Here is a 20,035-nt window from a genome sequence, read left to right as displayed (position 1 = left end):
CTGACGTCGGACTATACAAGTGCGGATCGCACAGGTTTGATAAGCCATGCGCACCACCACCACAAAGACCGTCGAGACCCTGGCCCATGAACCTCAACCGCACCGACAGCGAACTGCTCAACCTGCTGATCAAGGACGGCCGCATGTCCTATGCCGACATCGCCCGCAAGCTGGGCATCTCGCGTGCTCACGCCCGCTCACGCGTCCAGGCATTGGTCGAGAGTGGCGTGATCGAGCAGTTCACCGCCGTCATCAACCCGGACAAGCTCGGCAAGGGCATCTCCACCTTCGTGGACCTGACCGTCGCGCCCAGCGCCATCGAGCGCATCGCCGAGGAGCTTTCCGCCTGTGTCGAGGTGGTCAGCCTCTACATCATGAGCGACCTGAAAAGCCTGCACATCCACACCCTCACCGACAGCTACGAAGCCTTCGACAGCTTCGTGCGCGAACATATCTTCAATCGTGACGAGATTCTCTCCGTCGACTGCAAGTCGCTGATGACACGCGTCAAGCATCGTCGTGGTGGCGCGCGGCTATAGGCACGCGCCGGGGTCGCGAATCAATGCATGCGACCCAACCCACGCAGCAAGCGCATGGTGACCCACAGAAAGCCCAGCGGGAACAGCACCGTCTGGGTGATGAACAGCATGGTGAGGTCGATCACCTTGTCGGTCATGGCATCAAAGCCCTCGGTGACACTGGTGATCGGCCCGCCGACCCAGCCTTCCATACTGCCCTTGAACTGCTGCCACCAGCTGCGCTCTTCGTGCTCGCCTCCCACCTGCTTGTCCGCCACTTCCGCCAGCTGCTGCTGCGTCACGCTCAGCTGCGCCATCTGCGCATCTCGGCTGTCATCGAGAAAGGCCTGACCTGCCGCACCACTGGCCAGCGCGACACTGAGCACGGCAAAGCGCAGCGCGATGCCCCATAGCGCCAGGCGCACGAGTGCCTGCTGCCACCAGGGAGGGACGCGCCCGGCTTCGCTGTCTGCCCGCCTGCCCTCGGCCAGCAGGCCGAACACCGCCAGCAGACAGGCCACGGTGGTCATGCTCTTGATGATCACGGAACCGGAGATGCCCAGCAGCAATTTCTGCAGCGCCAATGAGCCGGTGGCCGCGAACATCACCCACGAGAAGCGCTCGATCATGTCATTGGCGGGGTCCAGCGCCTCCCCGGGCGAGACCTGAAATACCTGCAGGTCGATGGTCGAGGACTGCAGCACCGAGATGGTCGCATTCAGGCCCTTGGCGATGGCGAAGGCACTGAAGGCCTGCCCCAGGGTGGCATCGATGACATCGCGTGCCCACTGCTGGGGCAGCTCCCACCAGGCAAGCACTGCCATTACCAGCAGGATGGCGATCAGTAAGGCGCGGGGTATTCGCGCGTCAGTCGGTGCGCCGGGGGCGGCAGGCAGGCGCACGCCAGCATGTTTCGCGAAAGGCGTGGAGGAGACGGCAGACGTGGCCGGCGTGGGAGAAGCGGAATCGTCAGAATCATGAGGTGACATGCAAGGCTCCAACAGGGCAAAGCCGCATGATGCCACCGGGCTTGCTGACTGTCGTCATCGCCCGGCAATCACCGGCCCCGTTCATGTCCCTGTCGGCTCTCTCCGCCCAGCTCTCTCTTCTCCCTGCCCCCCGTCCCTATCAGCCCACGCACCGCTCAGCCCTCTCGTGCCAAGCCCTTTCCTGACAGCCTCGCTCAGAGGTAATGCACCGCGATGACTCAAGCGCACCGTAATGCGGCAAGCATGACAATTGGTCATCACCACCCCACATTCGCGAGCCAGATGTCACCTTCCGTGATGCTATCGATGAACAAATGCCGCGATTGGCGTCATCTTCTGACATTTGTCAGGCACTGAACTCCGCACATCAGCGGCTCCACGGTCTCACATGTGCAACTCCGGAGACGCATGCGCGCATTCTCAACGGAAAACAGCGCCCTCTGCCTGTACATATTTCATTGAAATAATTGGAAAAATTTCTCAGGCGGCGAAATGGCACACGGCTTGCAGAGTCATCCTCGTAGCGCGATGACAAATGACAGCCTCAAAACTGACAAATGAAAGACATCGCTACTCAAGAGCATGCAGAAACACCGACACAACAAGATCGCTGACCTCGATGTCAGCACGCCGTACAGGCTCCCCTTGCCGCATCCGCACATCCACCGCCGCAGGGGCACTACTGGTCATCCGTCCGCAGGAGAACCTCCCATGACATTCGATCGTCGCAAGTTCCTGGGTGCCGCTCTGGCAACCTCAACCGCTGGACTCGTGATGGGTGCGCCCGCCATCGTGCGCGCGGAATCCAGCAAGACCTATCAATGGAAGATGACCAATGCCTACGGCCCGGGATCGCCCTTCTATGTCGAGGGCCCCGGTAGCCCGACCGACTTCTGCCGCAAGGTGGAAGCCATGTCGGGCGGGCGCATGAAGATCCAGCACTTTGCGGCCGGTGAGCTGATTCCGGCACTGGAAGGCTTCAATGCCGTCGCCAGTGGCGTGGTGGAGATGAACGCCGGCAATGCCTATTTCTGGGCCGGCAAGATTCCCGCTGCCCAGTACTTCACTACCGTCCCCTTCGGCATGAATACCCAGGGCATGAATGCCTGGCTGTATCACGGTGGCGGCCTGGAGCTATGGCATGAGCTGTACGCCCCCAAGGGACTGATCGCCTTCCCGATGGGCAATACCGGCGTGCAGATGACCGGCTGGTTCCGCAAGCCGATCAACACGGTGGAGGACTTGAAAGGCCTGAAGATGCGTATCCCGGGGCTTGCCGGCAAGGTCTATGCCGAGCTGGGCGTCGCCGTGCGCCTGTTGCCGGGCGGCGAAATATTCCCGGCGCTGGAGCGCGGTGTCATCGATGCCGCCGAATTCGTCGGCCCCTATCAGGACCGCCGTCTGGGGCTTCAGAAGGCTGCCAAGTACTACTACACCACCGGCTGGCACGAGCCGACCAACGTGACCGAGCTGATGATCAACAAGGCCGCCTGGGAGAGTCTGCCGGAAGACCTGCAGGCCATCGTCAAGGCCGCCGCTCAGGCGTGCAATGTCGAGAGCCAGGCCTGGTGTGAGTCGGTGAACGCCGAAGCGCTCAATGATCTGGTGGAAAACGAGGGCGTCACCGCTCAGCCGTTGCCCGATTCCGTGGTGGCGCGCCTGAAGGAAGTCACCGAGAAGACGCTGACCGACATGGCGGCCGCCGATCCGGACACCGCACGTGTGCACGAGTCGTTCATGGCCTTCCGCGATCAACACAAGGAATGGGCCGCCGTCAGCGAGAAGACCTTCCTGGCACTCTGACGGCTGACATCGAACCTCCCCCGTCGCGGTACCTGCGGCTCACGTCCCCAGTGCCTGAACGGATCACCGCTGGTGTCATCCCTGCTCCCCCTGTCTACGCCACGGCCTGTCCCGTCGTGGCGTTCGTGAGGTCATGTCATGCTGCATGTCATCCACTGTCTCGAGGGCATCATCGAGCGGCTGGGCATCATTGCCCGTTACTCGCTGTTGGCACTCGTGGTGCTGGTCGCCAGTAACGTGCTGTTGCGTTACTTCTTCAGCATCAGTCCCGTGCCACTCCAGGAATTCGAGTGGCACCTGATTTCCCCCATCGCGCTGCTGGGCATTTCCTATGCCCTCAAGCATCGCGCCGACGTTCGCGTCGATGTCTTCTATGATCGATTTTCCCCCAAGGGGCGTGCGCTGGTGGATCTGCTCGGCGCACTGATGACCATCGCCATCGGCACGGCCATTGCCTGGCTCGGCCTGAGCTATACCGAGCAGTCGTATCAACTGATGGAAGGCTCACCCGACCCCGGCGGCCTGCCCTATCGCTACCTGCTCAAGGCCTTCATCCCCATCGGTTTCGCCGCGCTTGCCCTGCAGGGCATGGCGGATTGCCTGCGCGCCTTGCTGACATTGACGAACCGCATGCCCGACGCCTCTTCCACCACGTCATCCAACACCAAGGTGCCTTCATGAGTCCGAATGAGTGGATTGCCCTCAGCATGATCGGCGGCTTCCTGATCCTGATGCTGATCGGGATTCCGGTCGCGATCTCATTGGCGGTGGCCGGTTTCGTGGCGGGTCTGGCAGGCTTCGGCCCGCTGCTGTTCAGCCTGATGCCGGCACGTCTCTATGGTGTGGTCACCAATTACACGTTGCTGGCGATACCGCTGTTCGTGTTCATGGGGGTCATGCTCGAGAAATCGCGGGTCGCCGAGGACATGCTCGAGACCATCGGTCGCGCCATGGGTGGCGTGAACGGCGGCATGGGCATCGCGATCATTCTGGTCGGCGTGCTGATGGGCGCCTCCACCGGGATCGTCGGTGCGACTGTGGTCACCGTCGGCATGCTGACATTGCCGACCCTGCTGCGCCGCGGCTATCACCCGGGCGTGGCCTCGGCCACTATCTGCGCCTCAGGCACCCTGGGGCAGATCATTCCGCCGAGCCTCGTGTTGATCCTGCTGTCGGAGATTCTCGGCGAATCCGTCGGTACCCTGTTCGCCGCCGCCTTCGTGCCGGGCCTGGCGATTGCGGTCATCTACATCGTCTACCTGCTGGTGCTGGGCTGGTGGAAGCCGGAACTCGTCCCGGCCATTCCGGAAGAGGAGCGCGCCGCCGCTGGCGGCATGAAGGAATTGCTGAGGGATCTGGCGCGCAGCGTGATTCCGCCGCTGATGCTGGTCTTCGCGGTACTGGGCTCGATTCTGGGTGGCGTGGCCGCCCCCACCGAGGCGGCCTCGATGGGCGCACTGGGCAGTCTCGTGATCGCGCTGCTGGCGCGGCGCCTCGACTTCCCGATGCTCAAGGCTTGCCTGCACTCGACCCTGACCATCACCGCCATGGTCTATTTCATCCTGTTGTGCGCGCAGCCATTCTCGCTGGCCTTCCGCGGCCTGGGCGGCGAGAACATGGTGCACGACCTGTTCAATTTGCTGCCGGGGGGAGAACTGGGCGCTCTCATCTTCCTGATGGTGATACTGTTCGTGCTCGGCTTTTTCCTGGAGTGGATCGAGATCAGCTATATCGCACTGCCGATGTTCCTGCCGGTCTTCATCGGCTATGGCACCGACATGGTATGGCTGGGCGTACTGGTGGCGATGAATCTGCAGATGTCATTCCTGACGCCTCCCTTCGGCTGGGCATTGTTCTTCCTCAAGGGGGTCGCGCCACCGGAAGTCACGACACGCCACCTGTATCTCGGCGTACTCCCCTTCGTGGGACTGCAGGCCATGGCCATCGTGCTGCTGTTCTGCTTCCCGGGTCTTGCCACCTGGCTGCCGGACGCCATCGGTTGGTAACCCGGTCACGATGGCCAGCCTGACAGGCGACTTGACGCCACCAACGGGGCCTGGCCATCACAAGGGCATTGAAAAGATAATTCAGCAACGCGTAATGTCTTGGCTCGCCAACCCGCTCGCACCCCCTCGGAGACAGCGCGAGAGAAAGCGCTCCAGGGAGATGCCTCGACTGCCGATGTCGTCTGTCGGCAACTTTCACCAGCAATGAATGACCCCGCACCATACGGGTACTACAAGGAAACACCATGGAACTGTTCTCAGCCTATCCACTGCACTGGATTCTCGGTCTGATCGCCGCACTTATTGTCACCGGCATGATTGCAGGCGTGATGGCCGGCTTGCTGGGGGTCGGCGGCGGTATCGTCATCGTGCCCGTGCTCTTTCACCTCTTCAGCCTGCTGGGTGTCGATGAGGCGGTCCGCATGCACCAGGCGGTCGGCACCTCGCTTGCGACCATCATTCCCACCTCGATCATGTCGGCCAGGGCCCACTACGCCAAGGGCAATCTTGACCCGGCGATACTCAAGCGTCTGCTGCCGGGCGTGATCATCGGCGTCATCATCGGCGGCCTGCTGTCCAACCTGTTCAGCGGCGCGGTCCTGATGGGGCTGTTCGCCACCGTCGCCTTCCTCGTGGCGCTTAACATGTTCCGTCGTCAGTCCACCGTGCTGGGCACTGGCCTGCCGGGCCCGCTGGGCAGTGGTGCGCTGGGTACCTTCATCGGTGGCGTCTCGACCCTGATGGGCATCGGCGGCGGCACCCTGAGCGTGCCGACCCTCAGCACCCTGGGCACTCCGATGCACCTGGCCGTGGGCACGGGCGCAGCGCTCGGGCTGGTGATCAGCCTGCCGGGCACCGCCAGCTTCCTGCTCAATGGCATCGGGGAGCCGAACCTGCTGCCGGGCTCCATCGGCTACGTCAATCTGCTCGGTTTCGCCGCCATCGTGCCGGCGACCATGCTGTGTGCGCCGATCGGTGCCAAGCTGGCCCATGCGATGGATGCCGCCAAGCTCAAGAAGGTCTTCGCCATCTTCCTGATGTTCACGGCACTGCGCATGTTCTACGACCTGTTCTCCGGCAGCTGATCTCCGCCCTCAGCGCACTGACAACGGCGCAATAACAACAACGACATTCACAGGAGCAAAACGCCATGATGCATACCCGACGAGGATTCGGTGGAGCCTGCGCTGCCCCCCATCATCTGGCAGCAGAGGCCGGCCGTGACATCCTGCGTGACGGCGGCAATGCCATCGAGGCGATGGTCGCGATGGCCGCGACCATCGCCGTGGTCTATCCGCACATGAATGGTATCGGCGGTGATGGCTTCTGGCTGATCAAGCGACCCGGTCTCGCCCCCATCGCAATCGATGCCTGTGGGCCGGCCGCGGCGCTGGCCAGCCGAGAGTTCTACGCCGCGCAAGGCTACGGTGTGGCCGATGACGAGACAGGCGCTCCCCTGGTGAATGGCGACAGCATCCCCACCCGTGGGCCGCTGTCCGCCTTGACGGTGGCCGGGACCATCGGCGGCTGGCAGGAGGCACTGGCCTTCTCGGCAGACACCTCCGACGCCGAGCGCGCGCCATTGCCCCTCGCGACGCTGTTGCGACAGGCCATCCGGCATGCCAATGACGGGGTCGCGGTCAGCGCCAGCCAGCAAGCCTTGAGCGAGAAGCACCTGGCCGTGCTGTCACGGCAACCCGGGTTTGCGCAGCGCTATCTGGGTCAGAGCGAGTCAGGGGAGCCGATGGCGCTCGAGGAAGGCGCCCGCCTGCGTCAGCCGGCGCTTGCCATGACCCTCGCCCGCCTGGCGGATGCCGGGCTGGACGATTTCTACCGAGGCGAGCTGGCGGCTCACATGGCGCAGGAACTGCAGTCCACCGGCAGTCCGCTGCGCCTGGAGGACCTCAACGGCTATCACGCCCAACGCGTCACCCCGCTCAAGGTGCGTCTGCGCGACAGTGAGGTATACAACCTGCCCGCCCCGACCCAGGGTCTGGCGACATTGATGATTCTCGGGCTCTACGATGAATTGAGCGCCAGGCACGGCATCAGCGAAGCGGAGGGCAATACACCGCGTCACCTACATGCGCTGATCGAGGCCACCAAGCGTGCCTTCCTGGTGCGCGACAGCCTGATCACCTCACCGGACTGCCTCGAGGGCGGGCTGGAAAGCGGCATCACGACGCAACAGGCACATCTTTCGCAGGATGCCTTGACTCAGCAGGCGGCAATGATCGACATGCAGGCCGCCCTGGAATGGCCCTACGAGCCCGCCGAGGGCGACACCATCTGGATGGGCGCCACGGACAGCGAGGGCACTACCGTCAGCTTCATCCAGAGCGTCTACTGGGAGTTCGGCAGTGGCATGGTACTGCCGAGCAGTGGCGTGATGTGGCAGAACCGCGGACTGGCGTTCGATCTGGCGCCCGACAGACTGCGCAGCCTGGCGCCGGGCCGCAAGCCCTTCCATACCCTCAATCCCTCACTCGCCTGCTTCGATGATGGCCGTGTGATGGCCTTCGGCACCATGGGCGGTGAAGGCCAGCCGCAGACTCAGGCCGCTGTCTTCACTCGCATCGCCCGTCACGGCATGTCATTGCAGGCCGCGATCAGTGCTCCACGCTGGCTGCTGGGTCGCACCTGGGGCGATGTCAGCACCAGCCTCAAGCTCGAATCGCGCCTTGAGGGTGACATGGCGGAGGCACTCAGGGAGCTGGGGCATGAAGTAGAGGTGCTGGAAGACGCCTACAGCGATACGCTGGGTCACGCCGGTGCGGTGATGCGTCACCCGGATGGACAGGTCGAGGCCGCACATGACCCACGCAGCGATGGTGGCGCGGCGCTGACCTGATGAAATCCGGCCAGCTCAGCGTCACAAGCTGGCCGAGATATTGCTGCTCAGATTGATGCTGGCAATAGTATGGTTCAACCCCCTCCCTCCCCCAGTCAGACCGGGGGGCAGGGATGAGACCTCGTCATGACATGAAACTTTCCTTATTCATGATTGAGGAAACCATGAGGCAAACCGCCTGCCTCTGCACAGACGCATCGGATGTTCATTGGACAGCACGGTATCGACAGGCCATTGGCATCGATAACTCCGACAACAACGACAAAGAGCGACTCACCACAATGACTACAGCTTCCTTCATGACTCCTCGCCGCCTTGTAGCTGCCATCTCGATCGCCGCCTGTTCTCTGGCCTATGGCATTCAGGCCAATGCGGCGGATCACCCGGGCGTCAAGATCTACGCGACCGGCGGCACGATAGCGGGCAGCTCAGCCTCCTCCACGGACACCACCAACTACAAATCCGGCAGCATCGGCGTACAGGCACTGCTGGATGCCGTACCGGAACTGGCAGACGTGGCAGAGGTGACGGGCGAGCAGATCGCCAATACCGGCAGCAGCAACATCGATCAGGAAATCCTGCTCAAGCTGTCGAAATCGATCAATGAGACGCTGGCCACCGATGCCACACATGGCGTGGTGATCACGCATGGTACCGATACGCTGGAGGAGACCGGCTTCTTCCTGGATCTCACGGTCGAAAGCGACAAACCGGTGGTGATGGTGGGTGCCATGCGTCCGGCGACCGCCATCAGTGCCGATGGTCCCTTCAATCTGCTGGAGGCGGTCACGCTGGCCGCCGATGAAGGCGCGGAGGGTCGTGGGGCGATGATCGTGCTCAACGACCGCATCGGTTCGGCGTATTACACCACCAAGACCAATGCCATCATGATGGACACCTTCAAGGCGACCGAGCAGGGCTATCTGGGTGCCTTCATCAGCGGCAAGCCGCACTTCTACTACACACCGGCGACCCCGACCGACAAGCCACACTTTGACGTGACGTCCCTCGATGGCCTGCCAAAGGTCGATATCATCTACGCCCATCAGGACATGGACCCGGCGCTGTTCACCGCTGCACTCGACAATGGCGCCAAGGGTATCGTGATAGCCGGCAGCGGCAATGGCTCCATTCCGGACACTCTGAAGCCATTGGTGAAGCAGGCGATGGAAGATGGTCTGCCAGTCGTTCGCAGCACGCGTACCGGCAACGGCATCGTGACGGCCAAGGAAGAAGGTATCGGCAGCGGTGCACTCAACCCTCAGAAAGCGCGCATTCTGCTCTCGCTGGCGCTGACCGAAACCGATGACATGAACACCTTGCGCGCCTACTTCGAGTAAGCCATCCGCCAGATGGCATGACGCGGCGTGAGAGTGACCCGCAAAGCAACAAGGGACTGCCACGGCAGTCCCTTGTTGCTTTTCCACACTCAGTGATTCATTCAGGCGCGTTGCGCTGCGAGGGGCTGCGCGTGAACGCGCCGGGGCGTTTTTCACCCTCTTCACTCTCGTGATAGCGCTTGGCCGCATTCGCCCACCAGGCAAGTTGTTCGAAGGCCCGCTCGAGATAGCCGCTCCATTTCTGGGCATCTTGAGTCTCGGTGTAGCTGCCGTCCTCAGCGAGCACGTCCTGGGCCCGGGGCACGTGGATCATCGCCGAGACCGGCAGACAGCCCAGCTCCGAGAGGAAGGTGCGCATGTTAACCGCCGCCCGCACGCCACCCCACTGTCCTGCGGAATAGGTCGCGATCACCGAGGGCTTGTAGGAGTAGAGCGAGCTGCCGAAGTGATTCAGGAGATTCGCCAGTGCCGGACTCATGGAATGGTTGTACTCGGGGCTGACCACCACATAGCCATCCGCCGACTCTATTTCCTGGGCGAGTGTCAGCAAATCCTGCGGGGCATTGCGTTGTGCATAGGAAAACAGCGGCTTGAAGGGGTCCGAGAGGTCGTAATTCAGGGGGTCGATCAACACCGCTTCATGACCACTTTCCTCAAGCTTGGCCATGCAACATCTGGCGACCCGCTCTCCCAGACGTGCGGGGGATGGGGGTGAACTTGTCCGTACCGACCCCAGAAAGACCAGAATCTTGAGCGCCATTGTCAACTCCTTCAAGTGTGTCATGTAAGGTGATTCTGGCAGCGCATCACCCCTGAATCACGCATTCCCACCATGCTCCATTGCCATCTCGGCCGATTGGCAGATTGACCGCAACCCCCTTCGTGGCATCTCGTGATCGGAAGCGACACATCAGACTCGATGTCTTCGCTATTTTCGCCCGTCACCCAGGGCTAACCTCGCGAAGGTGAGATCGCTTTCGACGAATTCCTCGACAGGAAACGATACGCCACATCACCGTTTCCTCAGCACATCTCCGCCAGCAATGAGCCTTGGGTAGCGTTATGGCATATTCGAGGTTGCGTCATTTCCTTGCTGACGATGGACGACGATCCCCCGCCACTGGCAAGGCGGAAAGATGGCTCACGATGGATGACCGCGTCTGCCGAACCACCCAGAATCATGCCATCAACCCAATTTTCGCGACATTTTTGCCAATGATATCGCCAAATAACCGACCATGCCCTCTTCGCGCTTCAGTCCTCGCGTGATCCCGCAGGGCGGAGTCTCGCGCAGACCGACATCCGGATTCCCCCATCATGAACCTGTCATGGCGACGCAACAAACATGCACCAAAACTAATAAAGTGCTAGCTTTACCATCCCGCAAGCATGAGATATCTCATCCACCTCAGGGAACGAGGAGTCAGCAAGGGAATGAAAGACAGTCACGACGTCGCCGTCATCACGCAGTTCATCTCTTCTTTCACGCATCAGACCCATCGAGAGACGGTGTCATTCTTCGGTCGTCGCCATCCACTTTTCCAGCAGGTCCTCAAGCTGCGTGACCAACACCATGGTGTCGCCAAGGCATATCTCAAGAAGCACACGGACCACGATGACGTGATCGACAGCAACAGTCAGCATATCTGCCTGATGGACACACAGCACGATACCTTGCTGGGCAGCATTCGCATCACACCTGGCGGTCTCGAGTCGCGCACCCTCTTTGACGAGAGTGATGTCGTTTCCATCCCAGAAGGTGCCATCTATGAATTCAGCCGTCTGGTGATGGCCCCGGAGGCCAAACGTTTCGCCCATGGCAATCTGTTGATGGCAGCAGCGGCACGCCATGTGAAATCCAGAAATGGTGATGGGATTCTGGGGTTGTGCAACCGCGCCAACATGAAGATCTTCAAGCGCTTCGGTCTGTTGCCGCTTCACGATGCCACGCTAAGGACTGACAAGCATCTGGGAGAGCTCTACATGGTCTACGCCAGCATGGAGACCATCATGCACACGGCCAGACAGCGCTATGCCTCAGCCCCGACAGCGTCGCTGACACCTGAATGTCCGACACCCTCTGCCTCACCCGGGTCTGATGGCGGCAGCAACCGTCTTCCCCAATCGTCCCCGGCGACTGCCAGTCGTCAATGAGCCGTCCCATTCAAGCTCGGTGCTTCGCTGACATCACCTGCCTGGCCCTGCCAGCCTGAGACGTATCACAGGACGTCCCTGACGGATTCTCCCTGAGCCCTTGCTGCAGTCGAGGCATTGCACCATTATTGAATGATAATTATTATCATAATCATTAAGATTAGCATGCTGACGACACCCGGACACAGGAGGGCCTCATGGACCAATGGAAGCGTGAAACCCGCTCAGGCAATGCGTTGTTCGAACAGGGCGACTACGTCATGGCAGAGCAGCACTATCTCAGTGCCTGCCACCTGGCAGACATCTTTCTGATGCCCGGTGCAGACCCGGAAGGCGGGGTCACGGCGCTGGTGGTGAGCTATCAGAATCTGGTGGAGCTCTATCGCGCCCAAGGGCAGCACCCGCAGGCGATGAGCGCCCTGCAGGCTGCCCATGCCCGCCTCTCCCATGCGCTTTCCGCCCCGGGCCTGTGCCATGCCCACCAGCAAGCCTTGCTGCGCGGCAGTGGCCAGGTGCGAATGGACATCATGAATACCGTGCAATGGCTGGGCGTCTCTCGTCAGCGGACTTATCGGCCAACCCCCGCGCGTCATGCGGCGACGCGGGTCCATCACTGATCCTCACCCCCACAGGAGATATGGCATGAAGAACCCCCTCATCGCGAGTGGACTGCTGCTGTTGACCGCCGCCAATACGGCACTGGCCCACCCGGGACATGACCACAGTGACTGGAGCAGCCCCCTCGTTCACACCCTGTTCTATGGCGCCATCGCAGCCGTCATCGGAACCGCGTTCTTTGTCATTCGTCAGTCGCGTCACAAACGTCAGACCACTCAGCAAAAGGAGGATTGAACATGCTTCATGCCCTGCTCCGCACCGTTGACCGACTGGTCTCACTCCCTGCGGCCTCCGCGCACTGTGATATCCCCTGCAAGATCTATGACCCGTCCGCTGCGCAGATCGCCGCACTCAGCGTGATCCGCTTCATGGACCTCATCAATGAGCTGGACCAGGAGGACAGCCTGACGCTGGCAGACCAGGCCTTGCTCGCCCGTCTGGTGGAGCAGAAGGAAAGCCACGCCGAGAAAGCCAAGCATGAGATCCGCATCATCTGGGGCGACTACCTCAAGCAGCCGCAGCGTGACGCCTATCCGGACATCGATGCACTGGTCCACAGCATCATGCTGGCCGGCTCTGCCTGCAAACAGGGCATCGAGCGCGACAAGGGCGAGAAACTGCTGACCCTCATCAATGAATTCGCCGCGGCGTTCTGGGATACCAAGGGACTCACCACCTTTACCGCCACCTGCCCGTATCCGCCGTCTGAAAGCGTCGTGTATCCGAAGCTGGACTGATCAATGCCCCAAGACACGACACATGAAGCGCAAAAGCATGAATGGAGAAAGCGTGAACGGATGCCCATCGGGCTCTATCGCGTCAATGGACTCAGCATGTCTCCCGGCCTTGCGCCGGAAGATTATGTCGTCACGCTGAAACGCTGGAAATCGCGCTATCGCGTCGGGGATATCGTGGTGGCACGGCACCCCCACTTCGGCCGCATCATCAAGCGTATCCGCGCGATACAACCAGACGGCATGCTATGGCTGGAAGGTACCCATCCGGACAGTACCTCGACTGAAAAGATGGGCTTGCTGTCTTGTCGGCGAGTCAAAGGGCGAGTGATCCACACCTTCTCTCAAGACAATACGTGAGCCTTTCTTTGTCACTTGCCATGGCTCCCCTGTGATATCCAACCTCTCTGCTCACCCTCACACCACCTTCATCAGCCTCAGCGCGTCATAGATTGCCGCATGGGTATTGCGGGTCGCGACGGCATCGCCGATGCGGTAGAGCTGGAACTTGCCGTCTGCTGAGCGCTCGGTGTGCTCAGGACTTGGGCCGTCTGCAGGCTGGGCGAGTCCTTCGATCAAGGCGTCATAGTCCACTGCCCCGCCATTGCGCGAGTAAGGTTTGAGTTCGAAGTAGAGATCTTCCATCGGGCGGGCGCCGTAGTTGACGACTACCTGATCGACGATTCGCTGATCCGCGTAGGCACCGGTGCCCTTGCCCTGTGCTACGGCGTCATCCAGATAATCACTGCCGATCTGGGCGATCAACTGGCCCTCCTCACCGCGCGCGACACCGCCGAGGCGATAGGTCGGCGTGAAGGTGACGGCGAGACGTTGCAGGCTGCGCATGTAAGGCACCAGGTTCATGGCCATGATTTCCGGCGCGAAGGTGCGATCTGGCGTCATCATCTCGAGCCTGGCTCCGGTGTTGGCGATCATCTCGGCGGCCTGGAGTGCAGCGTGGTCCCCCGCGTCATCGAACAGCAGCACGTTGCGGCCAGGCGTGACATGGCCGGAGAGGATGTCCCAGCTGGAGACGACCAGCTCACTGCCGGCCTGCGGCATGTCTTCCTCGGGGTAGCCGCCCGTGGCGACGATGACCACATCCGGCTGCTCCGCCAGCACGTCATCGGCCTCGGCGAAGACGTTGTAGCGAATCTCGACGGCCAGCGCCTCGCAGCGACTGATGCGCCAATCGATGATACCGATCATCTCGCGACGCCGCTCGCTCTGCGCGGTCAGGCGAATCTGGCCACCGGGTTGATCCGCCGCTTCCAGCACCACCACCTGATGGCCGCGCTCACCGGCGACACGTGCGGCCTCAAGCCCTGCCGGTCCCGCCCCGATGATGACCACCTTCCTGGCGACCTCGGCCGGTGCGATGTCATGCGGCTGCTCCAGCTCACGCCCGGTGGCGGCGTTGTGGATGCAGTAGGCGGAGCCACCCTGATAGATGCGATCGAGACAATAGTTGGCCCCGACACAGGGGCGAATATCCTCTTCCTTGCCGGCCAACAGCTTGCGCACGATATGCGGGTCCGCCATGTGGGCACGCGTCATGCCGACCATGTCGACCTTGCCGGTGGCGATGGCATGGCGCGCGGTGGCGATGTCCTGAATCTTGGCACCATGGAAGGTCGGGAAATCCATCGCCTCACGAATCTGTCCGGCAAAGTCGAGATGCGGCGCACTGGCCATGCCCTGAATCGGGATGACATCGGTGAGGCCTGCATCAGTATCGATATGGCCGCGTACCACATTGAGAAAATCGACCTGTCCGCTATCGCGCAGCAGACGCGAGACCGCAAGGCCATCACTGGCATCCAGGCCGCCACTCAGGCATTCATCCCCGGTGTAGCGCACCCCGACAATGAACTCGTTGCCCACCCGGGCACGAATCGCGCTCAACACTTCCATGGTGAAGCGCAGTCGATTCTCGAGACTGCCGCCGTAGGGCCCCTCCAGGGTGTTGGTCAGTGGTGACCAGAACTGATCCATCAGATGCCCGTAGGCCTGCAGCTCGATACCATCAAGACCCGCCGCTTTCATGCGTTCTGCGGCGTCCGCATAGTCCTGGATCAGGCGCGTGATGTCCCAGTCCTCGACCCGCTTGGGAAAGGCGCGATGAGCCGCCTCGCGACGATGCGACGCCGACACGGCAGGTAGCCAGTCGGCCTTGTCCCAGCGCGTTCGACGCCCCAGGTGGGTGAGCTGGATCATCACTGCGGTACCGTGCTCATGGCAGGCATCGGTCAGCTCGCTCAGCCAGGGCACCACCTCATCACGCCAGGCGAGAATATTGTTGAACACCGGCGGGCTATCCCGGGCAACGGAGGCGGAGCCTGCTGTCATGGTCAAGGCGATACCAGCGCGCGCACGCTCCTCGTGATAGGCGCGATAACGTGCCTTGGGCATGCCATCTTCGGGATAGGCGGGCTCGTGGGAGGTCATCATCAAGCGATTCTTGAGAGTGAGGTGCTTGAGCGTGAACGGTGTGAGCAGCGGATCCTGAGCCATGCGGCCTCCTGAACGTCAGGTCATGAGACATCACAAACAGAGATGCCTTTATCGTGTACACATGTGTACATGAACTGACTATAGCCCTAGAATCCAGATCGTGCGTCGCTGGAAATGGCATTCTTGTTCCGCTGGCGCAGACTGAATCCTCACTGTCGCAAACAGCATGCTCGAGCCACGCCACTCACCCCCGTACGGGTGTCACGCTTGGATCTTCGAGCCCCCGACGACAGCATCCCCCGCCTGTCAGCCCCTTCAGGAGCCCACCATGTCAGAGACCACCGCCACACGACCCGAGAGTGCGAGCGCCAGAACGGAAGGACGTGGCAAGGCCGAGGATTGGCTGGAGGCCGCCTATCAGCAGCTGTTGCTCGGTGGCGTGGACTCGGTACGCGTTCTGACGCTGGCCAAGACATTGGGGCTGTCTCGCACCAGTTTCTATTGGAGCTTCAAGGACCGCGATGCCCTGCTCGCCGCCTTGCTCGCCCGTTGGGATGCCCACAATACCGCCAGGCTGATCGGGCGCTGCGAGCAATACGCCGCCACGGTGGTGGAGGCCATGCTCAATGTCTTCGACTGCTGGCTGGATGAGTCGCTGTTCGGCTCTCGCTTCGAGCTGGCGATCCGCAACTGGGGCTTGCAGAACGAGGACGTTGCCGCCGTCGTCGACCAGGCGGATCAGACACGCATTCAGGCACTGACCGCGATGCTGATGCGTCATGGCCAGCCTGAATCCCAGGCCGATGTCCGAGCACGCACCATCTACCTGACCCAGATCGGCTACCTCTCGATGCGCACCCGGGAAAGCGTCGCGGAGCGCATCGGGCGCGTCGCTGACTATGTGGAAATCTTCGTGGGTGAACCCTGCCAGCCACATGAACTGGCGCGCTTCGCGGCGCGTCATCCAGGCTGAAGGCGTGTCCACCGCGCGCTTGATACGCAGCAGGCCCCCATCGACACATCGTCGATGGGGGCCTGCTAAACGTGCCATGGCGTCGCGGATTGTCCCTCTCGCCCGAGGTGCGCCTATCCGGCTCTCGAGTCAGTCCTCGAGTCAGGCGATGATGCCCAAGTCCGGTTCAGAAGGCCTCCCATTCCTCTTCCTCACGCAATCGCGAATCACGCGGCGACTGCGTTGCCCGATGAAACGCCGCACTCTCCTGTCGGGGAGAAGCGTTTGCATCAGACATGTGCGGGTTCGCCCCATCATGCCCGCCAGCCACCTTGAAGCCTGACATCAACGACTCTAGCGACTGTGCCTGGGCACTCATGCTGCGCGCCGCGCCACTGACCTGATTGACCAAGGTGGTGTTCTGCTGGGTCATCGCATCCAGCTCGCTGACCGCCGTATTCACCTGACCGACCCCGGCACTCTGCTCACGGGCACCGGCGCTGATCTCGGCGATCATGTCGTTGACACGCTCGACGCTCGACAGAATCTCGGCCATCGCATGACTGGCGTCCTTCACCTGGGCCACACCCTGCTGCGTGTGGGAGATGGACTCATCGATCAGGCCGCGAATCTCACGAGAGGCATCGCTGGAGCGTGTCGCCAGCGTTCGCACTTCCTGGGCCACCACCGCGAAGCCACGCCCATGCTCGCCGGCCCGCGCAGCCTCCACCGACGCATTGAGCGCCAGGATATTGGTCTGAAAGGCGATGCCGTCGATCAGGCTGATGATCTCGTTGATGCGTTCGGCAGAGCGATTGATGTCTTCCATGCTCGCCTGCGCCTTGTTCATGTCCTCGTTGCCACGGCGTGCCTGTTCCGAGGTCGAGTTGACCAGCTGGCTGGCCTGCTGAGCGGAATCGGCGCTGTGCTGCACGGTCGTGGTGATCTCCTCCATCGAGGCGGAGGTTTCCTGCAGGCTCGACGCCGACTGCTCGGTGCGGGCCGACAGCTCCTCGTTGCCCTGGGCGATCTCCCCGGCGGCCTGATTGACGGCAACGGTGGTCGTCCGGACCTGACCGACCACGCGGCTCAGGTCCTCACCGATGCTGTTCATGGCGTCCGTCAGCTTGCCAATCTCGTCTTGACGCTGGCTCGTGATGCGCTGGGAAAGATCCCCACGCGCCAGTGCCTGAGCCAGTTTGACCAGGGCATCGAGCGGGCGACTGATCAAGCGACGCTCAAGGAAATAGAGTATTGCGGCCACCGAGAGCGCCAGCAGCAACGCTAGGCCGAAGACCTGATTGCGAAGACGGGTGATGCCAACGGTCACCTCGTTCTCGTCGATGGTGGTGGCCACGACCCAGTTCCATGCCGGGTAGTGCTGGAAGCGAGTGATGCGTGAGCTGTCCTCGCCTGCCAGGCGATATTCAAACTGGCCACTATCGGCGGCAAACAGCGGCGCCATGGCCGACCGACCCGCCTCATCCTTGAAGTCCGTCAATGAACGGCCCTGCCACGGCCCCTCGGTCAATACCTGCCCACGTTGCTCAGCCGCCGTGCTGGCCACCAGACTGAAATCCTTGTCATGCAACTGGATACTGGTGATGGTGGCGTAGAGCTCATCGATCTGCGCTCCGATATCCACTCCGATGAAGGAGGCTCCGATGACGTTGTCATTGAAGTCGGTGATCGGGCGATAGCGCGTCATGTAGTGATGGCCGGCGAGATAGAGCATGCCGGTATAGGGCTGGCCGGCATTCAGTGCTTCCTTGACCCCACCACTCAGCGTCAGCCCGAGCAGGCTCGAGCCATCCTCGGTCTTGAGCGTGGTGGCAATGCGCACGAAATCATCACCATCGCGCACGAAGAAACTGACCGGGGCTCCGGTGCGCTTGGCAAAATCGGCCAGATAGCCGGATTGATCATTGAGCATGAAACCTGCATTGAGCAGCGCCGGTGCATCTCGCTGACCGATCGGCAGGCGGCGTGTCTCTATCCGCGTGAAATTGTCCGGGATGGTGGCCAGGAAGGCATTGAGCATGCGCGTCACGCTGGCCTGCATGGTGGTATCGAACAGTTCGATGGTATTGGTGATCTGTTGCTGCTGCTGGGCAAGGGCACGTTCCGTGCCCTCTTCCACCTGATGCTTGCTGGCGGTGGAGAACACCAGTCCCAGCACGATGAAGGCCACCATCATCAACCCCAGCACCAGCAAGGCCAACTTGCTGCCGACGCTGGCGCGGGCCAGTCGCCTTTTTGTTGTCATCATTGCGCGCGTTTCCGATCCGTGAGTGGAGTATCACGACTATCGGCCGAACGCCCCACAACTGTAGCGATGACATGCATAACTGACCCGGCACTCTCTCAGCGTGTCGCCTGCCACCAGTCGTCCAGCATCTGACGCTCGGCATCGGTCATCTGGGTCATGTTGGCCACCGGCATGCTCTTGTCGACCACCGTGCGCTGGTGGATGCGCAGTGACTGACGCTGGATGTCCTCCCAGCCATTGAAGGCGACCCCTGCCGCCGGCGCGGTAAGCCCGATCAACGTCGGCGAATCACTGTGACAGCCGGCACAGCGTTGCTCGACGATATGTCGGACCTTCTCGCGCAGAGCCTCATTCTCTCCCATCACCGCATTGTCAGCGGTGTTGCTGGCCGCCACGGACGGTGAAGACGCGGCGCTTGCGGCCGTTGCCGGAGCGGGCTGAGCGCGTGGTGCACACAGCACGATCACGCCGATCAGCGCCGCTACGGCTCCCACCGGCACCCAACGTCGCTTGACACCCTTGTGGTGATCCACCGTGGCGATGCGAATCAGCCCCCCTGTCACCAGCAGCAGCAGGATGACGCCGAGACGATAGTCATTGGCGTACAGCAGCGGGTAATGGTTGCTGATCATCATCAGGACCGCCGGCAGCGTGATGAAGGTGTTGTGCACCGAGCGCTGCTTGGCGCGCTGACCGTGGATCGGGTCCGGGGTCTCGCCACGCTGCGCGGCGGCAAGCAGCGCCTTCTGACCCGGGATGATCACGTTGAAGACATTGCCCGCCATGATGCTGCCCATCAGCGCGCCCATCAGCAGGAAGGCAGCACGCCCGGAGAACAGCTCCGTCGCGAACCAGGCCGCCAGCGTCAACCAGACACCGACCGCGACGAACAGCGCCGCAGCGCTGCGCTTGAGGGGGCTGCGACACAGCGCCTCGTAGCCCAGCCAGCCTGCGAGGAGCAGTCCCAGTGCGCTACCGACGGCCATGCTGCCGCTCATCTCGAACACGCGCGGATCAATCAGATAGGCCTGCGGCTGCAGCAGGTAGATCAGCGTGAACAACCCCATCCCGGACAGCCAGGTGACGTAGGCCTCCCACTTGAACCAGTGGATCTCGCTGGGCAGCGTCTCACTGACGCCGTCATGGCGAAACAGATGGTAGAGGCCACCGCCGTGCACTGCCCAGAGCTCGCCCCCCGGACGACCATCGAGGGCATGACGGGCAGGCTGGCGGCGATTGTCGAGCCAGATGAAGAAGAACGAGGCGCCAATCCAGGCGATACCCGCCATGACATGCAGCCAACGTGTCAGCAGCATTGCCCAATCGAGGAGATATGCGCTCATGCCG

Annotated in this window: 18 protein-coding genes; 13 read left to right on the top strand and 5 right to left on the bottom strand. The window is 61.8% G+C overall.

All coding sequences use genetic code 11. The features are described 5' to 3' along the window. The first annotated feature begins 86 nt into the window (after positions 1-86). Positions 87-539, top strand: coding sequence for an Lrp/AsnC family transcriptional regulator (locus ACZYGA_RS06685; protein WP_077376692.1), 453 nt, complete (start codon positions 87-89; stop codon positions 537-539). A 20-nt stretch (positions 540-559) separates the two neighbouring features. Here ACZYGA_RS06685 and ACZYGA_RS06680 read toward each other — a convergent pair whose 3' ends face one another. Next, a complete protein-coding gene (locus tag ACZYGA_RS06680) occupies positions 560-1,507 on the bottom strand; it encodes a hypothetical protein (protein WP_479398671.1) in 948 nt (315 codons plus the stop codon). A 711-nt stretch (positions 1,508-2,218) separates the two neighbouring features. On the opposite strand from ACZYGA_RS06680, the gene ACZYGA_RS06675 reads away from it, so the two are divergent. The 6 genes from ACZYGA_RS06675 to ACZYGA_RS06650 all read left to right on the top strand — a co-directional run bounded on the left by ACZYGA_RS06675 (position 2,219) and on the right by ACZYGA_RS06650 (position 9,507). Then, on the top strand, positions 2,219-3,310 hold the full coding sequence (locus ACZYGA_RS06675) for a TRAP transporter substrate-binding protein (RefSeq protein ID WP_077376697.1): 1,092 nt from the start codon (positions 2,219-2,221) through the stop codon (positions 3,308-3,310). Positions 3,311-3,448: 138 nt separating this feature from the next. Continuing rightward, on the top strand, positions 3,449-3,991 hold the full coding sequence (locus ACZYGA_RS06670; RefSeq protein WP_141392067.1) for a TRAP transporter small permease subunit: 543 nt from the start codon (positions 3,449-3,451) through the stop codon (positions 3,989-3,991). After that, the gene (locus tag ACZYGA_RS06665; protein WP_479398669.1) at positions 3,988-5,316 is read left to right on the top strand and encodes a TRAP transporter large permease; all 1,329 of its coding nucleotides are present in this window, start codon (positions 3,988-3,990) and stop codon (positions 5,314-5,316) included. Before ACZYGA_RS06670 ends, ACZYGA_RS06665 begins: the two co-directional genes overlap by 4 nt. 245 nt (positions 5,317-5,561) lie before the next feature. Further along, a complete protein-coding gene (locus tag ACZYGA_RS06660) occupies positions 5,562-6,401 on the top strand; it encodes a sulfite exporter TauE/SafE family protein (protein ID WP_404625435.1) in 840 nt (279 codons plus the stop codon). A 65-nt stretch (positions 6,402-6,466) separates the two neighbouring features. Continuing rightward, positions 6,467-8,167 (top strand): gamma-glutamyltransferase family protein, encoded by a 1,701-nt coding sequence (locus ACZYGA_RS06655; RefSeq protein ID WP_479398667.1) that lies wholly within the window; start codon positions 6,467-6,469, stop codon positions 8,165-8,167. Positions 8,168-8,448: 281 nt separating this feature from the next. After that, positions 8,449-9,507: a type II asparaginase gene (locus ACZYGA_RS06650; protein ID WP_217622031.1), complete on the top strand. Its 1,059-nt coding sequence runs from the start codon at positions 8,449-8,451 to the stop codon at positions 9,505-9,507. A gap of 97 nt (positions 9,508-9,604) precedes the next feature. Here ACZYGA_RS06650 and ACZYGA_RS06645 read toward each other — a convergent pair whose 3' ends face one another. Further along, the gene (locus tag ACZYGA_RS06645) at positions 9,605-10,267 is read right to left on the bottom strand and encodes an NADPH-dependent FMN reductase (protein WP_479398666.1); all 663 of its coding nucleotides are present in this window, start codon (positions 10,265-10,267) and stop codon (positions 9,605-9,607) included. A 674-nt stretch (positions 10,268-10,941) separates the two neighbouring features. On the opposite strand from ACZYGA_RS06645, the gene ACZYGA_RS06640 reads away from it, so the two are divergent. The 5 genes from ACZYGA_RS06640 to ACZYGA_RS06620 all read left to right on the top strand — a co-directional run bounded on the left by ACZYGA_RS06640 (position 10,942) and on the right by ACZYGA_RS06620 (position 13,373). Next, complete coding sequence (locus tag ACZYGA_RS06640; protein ID WP_479398664.1) at positions 10,942-11,661, top strand: hypothetical protein; 720 nt, start codon at positions 10,942-10,944, stop codon at positions 11,659-11,661. Between the two features lie 197 nt (positions 11,662-11,858). Then, a complete protein-coding gene (locus ACZYGA_RS06635) occupies positions 11,859-12,278 on the top strand; it encodes a hypothetical protein (protein WP_191236954.1) in 420 nt (139 codons plus the stop codon). Positions 12,279-12,303: 25 nt separating this feature from the next. Further along, the gene (locus ACZYGA_RS06630; protein WP_404625429.1) at positions 12,304-12,513 is read left to right on the top strand and encodes a hypothetical protein; all 210 of its coding nucleotides are present in this window, start codon (positions 12,304-12,306) and stop codon (positions 12,511-12,513) included. Positions 12,514-12,515: 2 nt separating this feature from the next. Further along, positions 12,516-13,016 carry a superoxide dismutase, Ni gene (gene sodN, locus ACZYGA_RS06625; protein ID WP_417285920.1) on the top strand — a complete coding sequence of 167 codons (501 nt, stop codon included), beginning with the start codon at positions 12,516-12,518 and terminating at the stop codon, positions 13,014-13,016. A 3-nt stretch (positions 13,017-13,019) separates the two neighbouring features. Further along, positions 13,020-13,373, top strand: a complete 354-nt coding sequence (locus ACZYGA_RS06620; RefSeq protein WP_479398662.1) for a S26 family signal peptidase — start codon at positions 13,020-13,022, stop codon at positions 13,371-13,373. Positions 13,374-13,430: 57 nt separating this feature from the next. Here the strand turns inward: ACZYGA_RS06620 and ACZYGA_RS06615 are convergent, their stop codons facing one another. Further along, positions 13,431-15,527, bottom strand: coding sequence for an oxidoreductase (locus ACZYGA_RS06615; RefSeq protein ID WP_479398660.1), 2,097 nt, complete (start codon positions 15,525-15,527; stop codon positions 13,431-13,433). A gap of 268 nt (positions 15,528-15,795) precedes the next feature. On the opposite strand from ACZYGA_RS06615, the gene ACZYGA_RS06610 reads away from it, so the two are divergent. Beyond that, entirely contained in the window at positions 15,796-16,440 is a 645-nt protein-coding gene (locus ACZYGA_RS06610) for a TetR/AcrR family transcriptional regulator (RefSeq protein WP_404625424.1), read from the top strand. A 166-nt stretch (positions 16,441-16,606) separates the two neighbouring features. Here ACZYGA_RS06610 and ACZYGA_RS06605 read toward each other — a convergent pair whose 3' ends face one another. After that, entirely contained in the window at positions 16,607-18,688 is a 2,082-nt protein-coding gene (locus tag ACZYGA_RS06605; RefSeq protein ID WP_479398658.1) for a methyl-accepting chemotaxis protein, read from the bottom strand. Between the two features lie 95 nt (positions 18,689-18,783). Then, positions 18,784-20,031 carry a urate hydroxylase PuuD gene (locus ACZYGA_RS06600; protein WP_479398657.1) on the bottom strand — a complete coding sequence of 416 codons (1,248 nt, stop codon included), beginning with the start codon at positions 20,029-20,031 and terminating at the stop codon, positions 18,784-18,786. Positions 20,032-20,035 lie beyond the last annotated feature (4 nt).

It is taken from the genome of Cobetia sp. BL01 (assembly GCF_056493605.1).
This window is presented reverse-complemented; position numbering and strand designations above follow the sequence as displayed.

Bases quoted from the DNA above. Each gene is read 5' to 3' on its own strand.
- ACZYGA_RS06640 (WP_479398664.1), top strand. From the start codon at position 10,942: ATGAAAGACAGTCACGACGTCGCCGTCATCACGCAGTTCATCTCTTCT.
- ACZYGA_RS06635 (WP_191236954.1), top strand. From the start codon at position 11,859: ATGGACCAATGGAAGCGTGAAACCCGCTCAGGCAATGCGTTGTTCGAA.
- ACZYGA_RS06645 (WP_479398666.1), bottom strand. From the start codon at position 10,267: ATGGCGCTCAAGATTCTGGTCTTTCTGGGGTCGGTACGGACAAGTTCA.
- ACZYGA_RS06655 (WP_479398667.1), top strand. From the start codon at position 6,467: ATGATGCATACCCGACGAGGATTCGGTGGAGCCTGCGCTGCCCCCCAT.
- ACZYGA_RS06685 (WP_077376692.1), top strand. From the start codon at position 87: ATGAACCTCAACCGCACCGACAGCGAACTGCTCAACCTGCTGATCAAG.
- ACZYGA_RS06605 (WP_479398658.1), bottom strand. From the start codon at position 18,688: ATGATGACAACAAAAAGGCGACTGGCCCGCGCCAGCGTCGGCAGCAAG.
- ACZYGA_RS06660 (WP_404625435.1), top strand. From the start codon at position 5,562: ATGGAACTGTTCTCAGCCTATCCACTGCACTGGATTCTCGGTCTGATC.
- ACZYGA_RS06620 (WP_479398662.1), top strand. From the start codon at position 13,020: ATGCCCCAAGACACGACACATGAAGCGCAAAAGCATGAATGGAGAAAG.
- ACZYGA_RS06615 (WP_479398660.1), bottom strand. From the start codon at position 15,527: ATGGCTCAGGATCCGCTGCTCACACCGTTCACGCTCAAGCACCTCACT.
- ACZYGA_RS06650 (WP_217622031.1), top strand. From the start codon at position 8,449: ATGACTACAGCTTCCTTCATGACTCCTCGCCGCCTTGTAGCTGCCATC.
- ACZYGA_RS06610 (WP_404625424.1), top strand. From the start codon at position 15,796: ATGTCAGAGACCACCGCCACACGACCCGAGAGTGCGAGCGCCAGAACG.
- ACZYGA_RS06630 (WP_404625429.1), top strand. From the start codon at position 12,304: ATGAAGAACCCCCTCATCGCGAGTGGACTGCTGCTGTTGACCGCCGCC.
- ACZYGA_RS06665 (WP_479398669.1), top strand. From the start codon at position 3,988: ATGAGTCCGAATGAGTGGATTGCCCTCAGCATGATCGGCGGCTTCCTG.
- ACZYGA_RS06680 (WP_479398671.1), bottom strand. From the start codon at position 1,507: ATGTCACCTCATGATTCTGACGATTCCGCTTCTCCCACGCCGGCCACG.
- ACZYGA_RS06600 (WP_479398657.1), bottom strand. From the start codon at position 20,031: ATGAGCGCATATCTCCTCGATTGGGCAATGCTGCTGACACGTTGGCTG.
- ACZYGA_RS06675 (WP_077376697.1), top strand. From the start codon at position 2,219: ATGACATTCGATCGTCGCAAGTTCCTGGGTGCCGCTCTGGCAACCTCA.
- sodN (WP_417285920.1), top strand. From the start codon at position 12,516: ATGCTTCATGCCCTGCTCCGCACCGTTGACCGACTGGTCTCACTCCCT.
- ACZYGA_RS06670 (WP_141392067.1), top strand. From the start codon at position 3,449: ATGCTGCATGTCATCCACTGTCTCGAGGGCATCATCGAGCGGCTGGGC.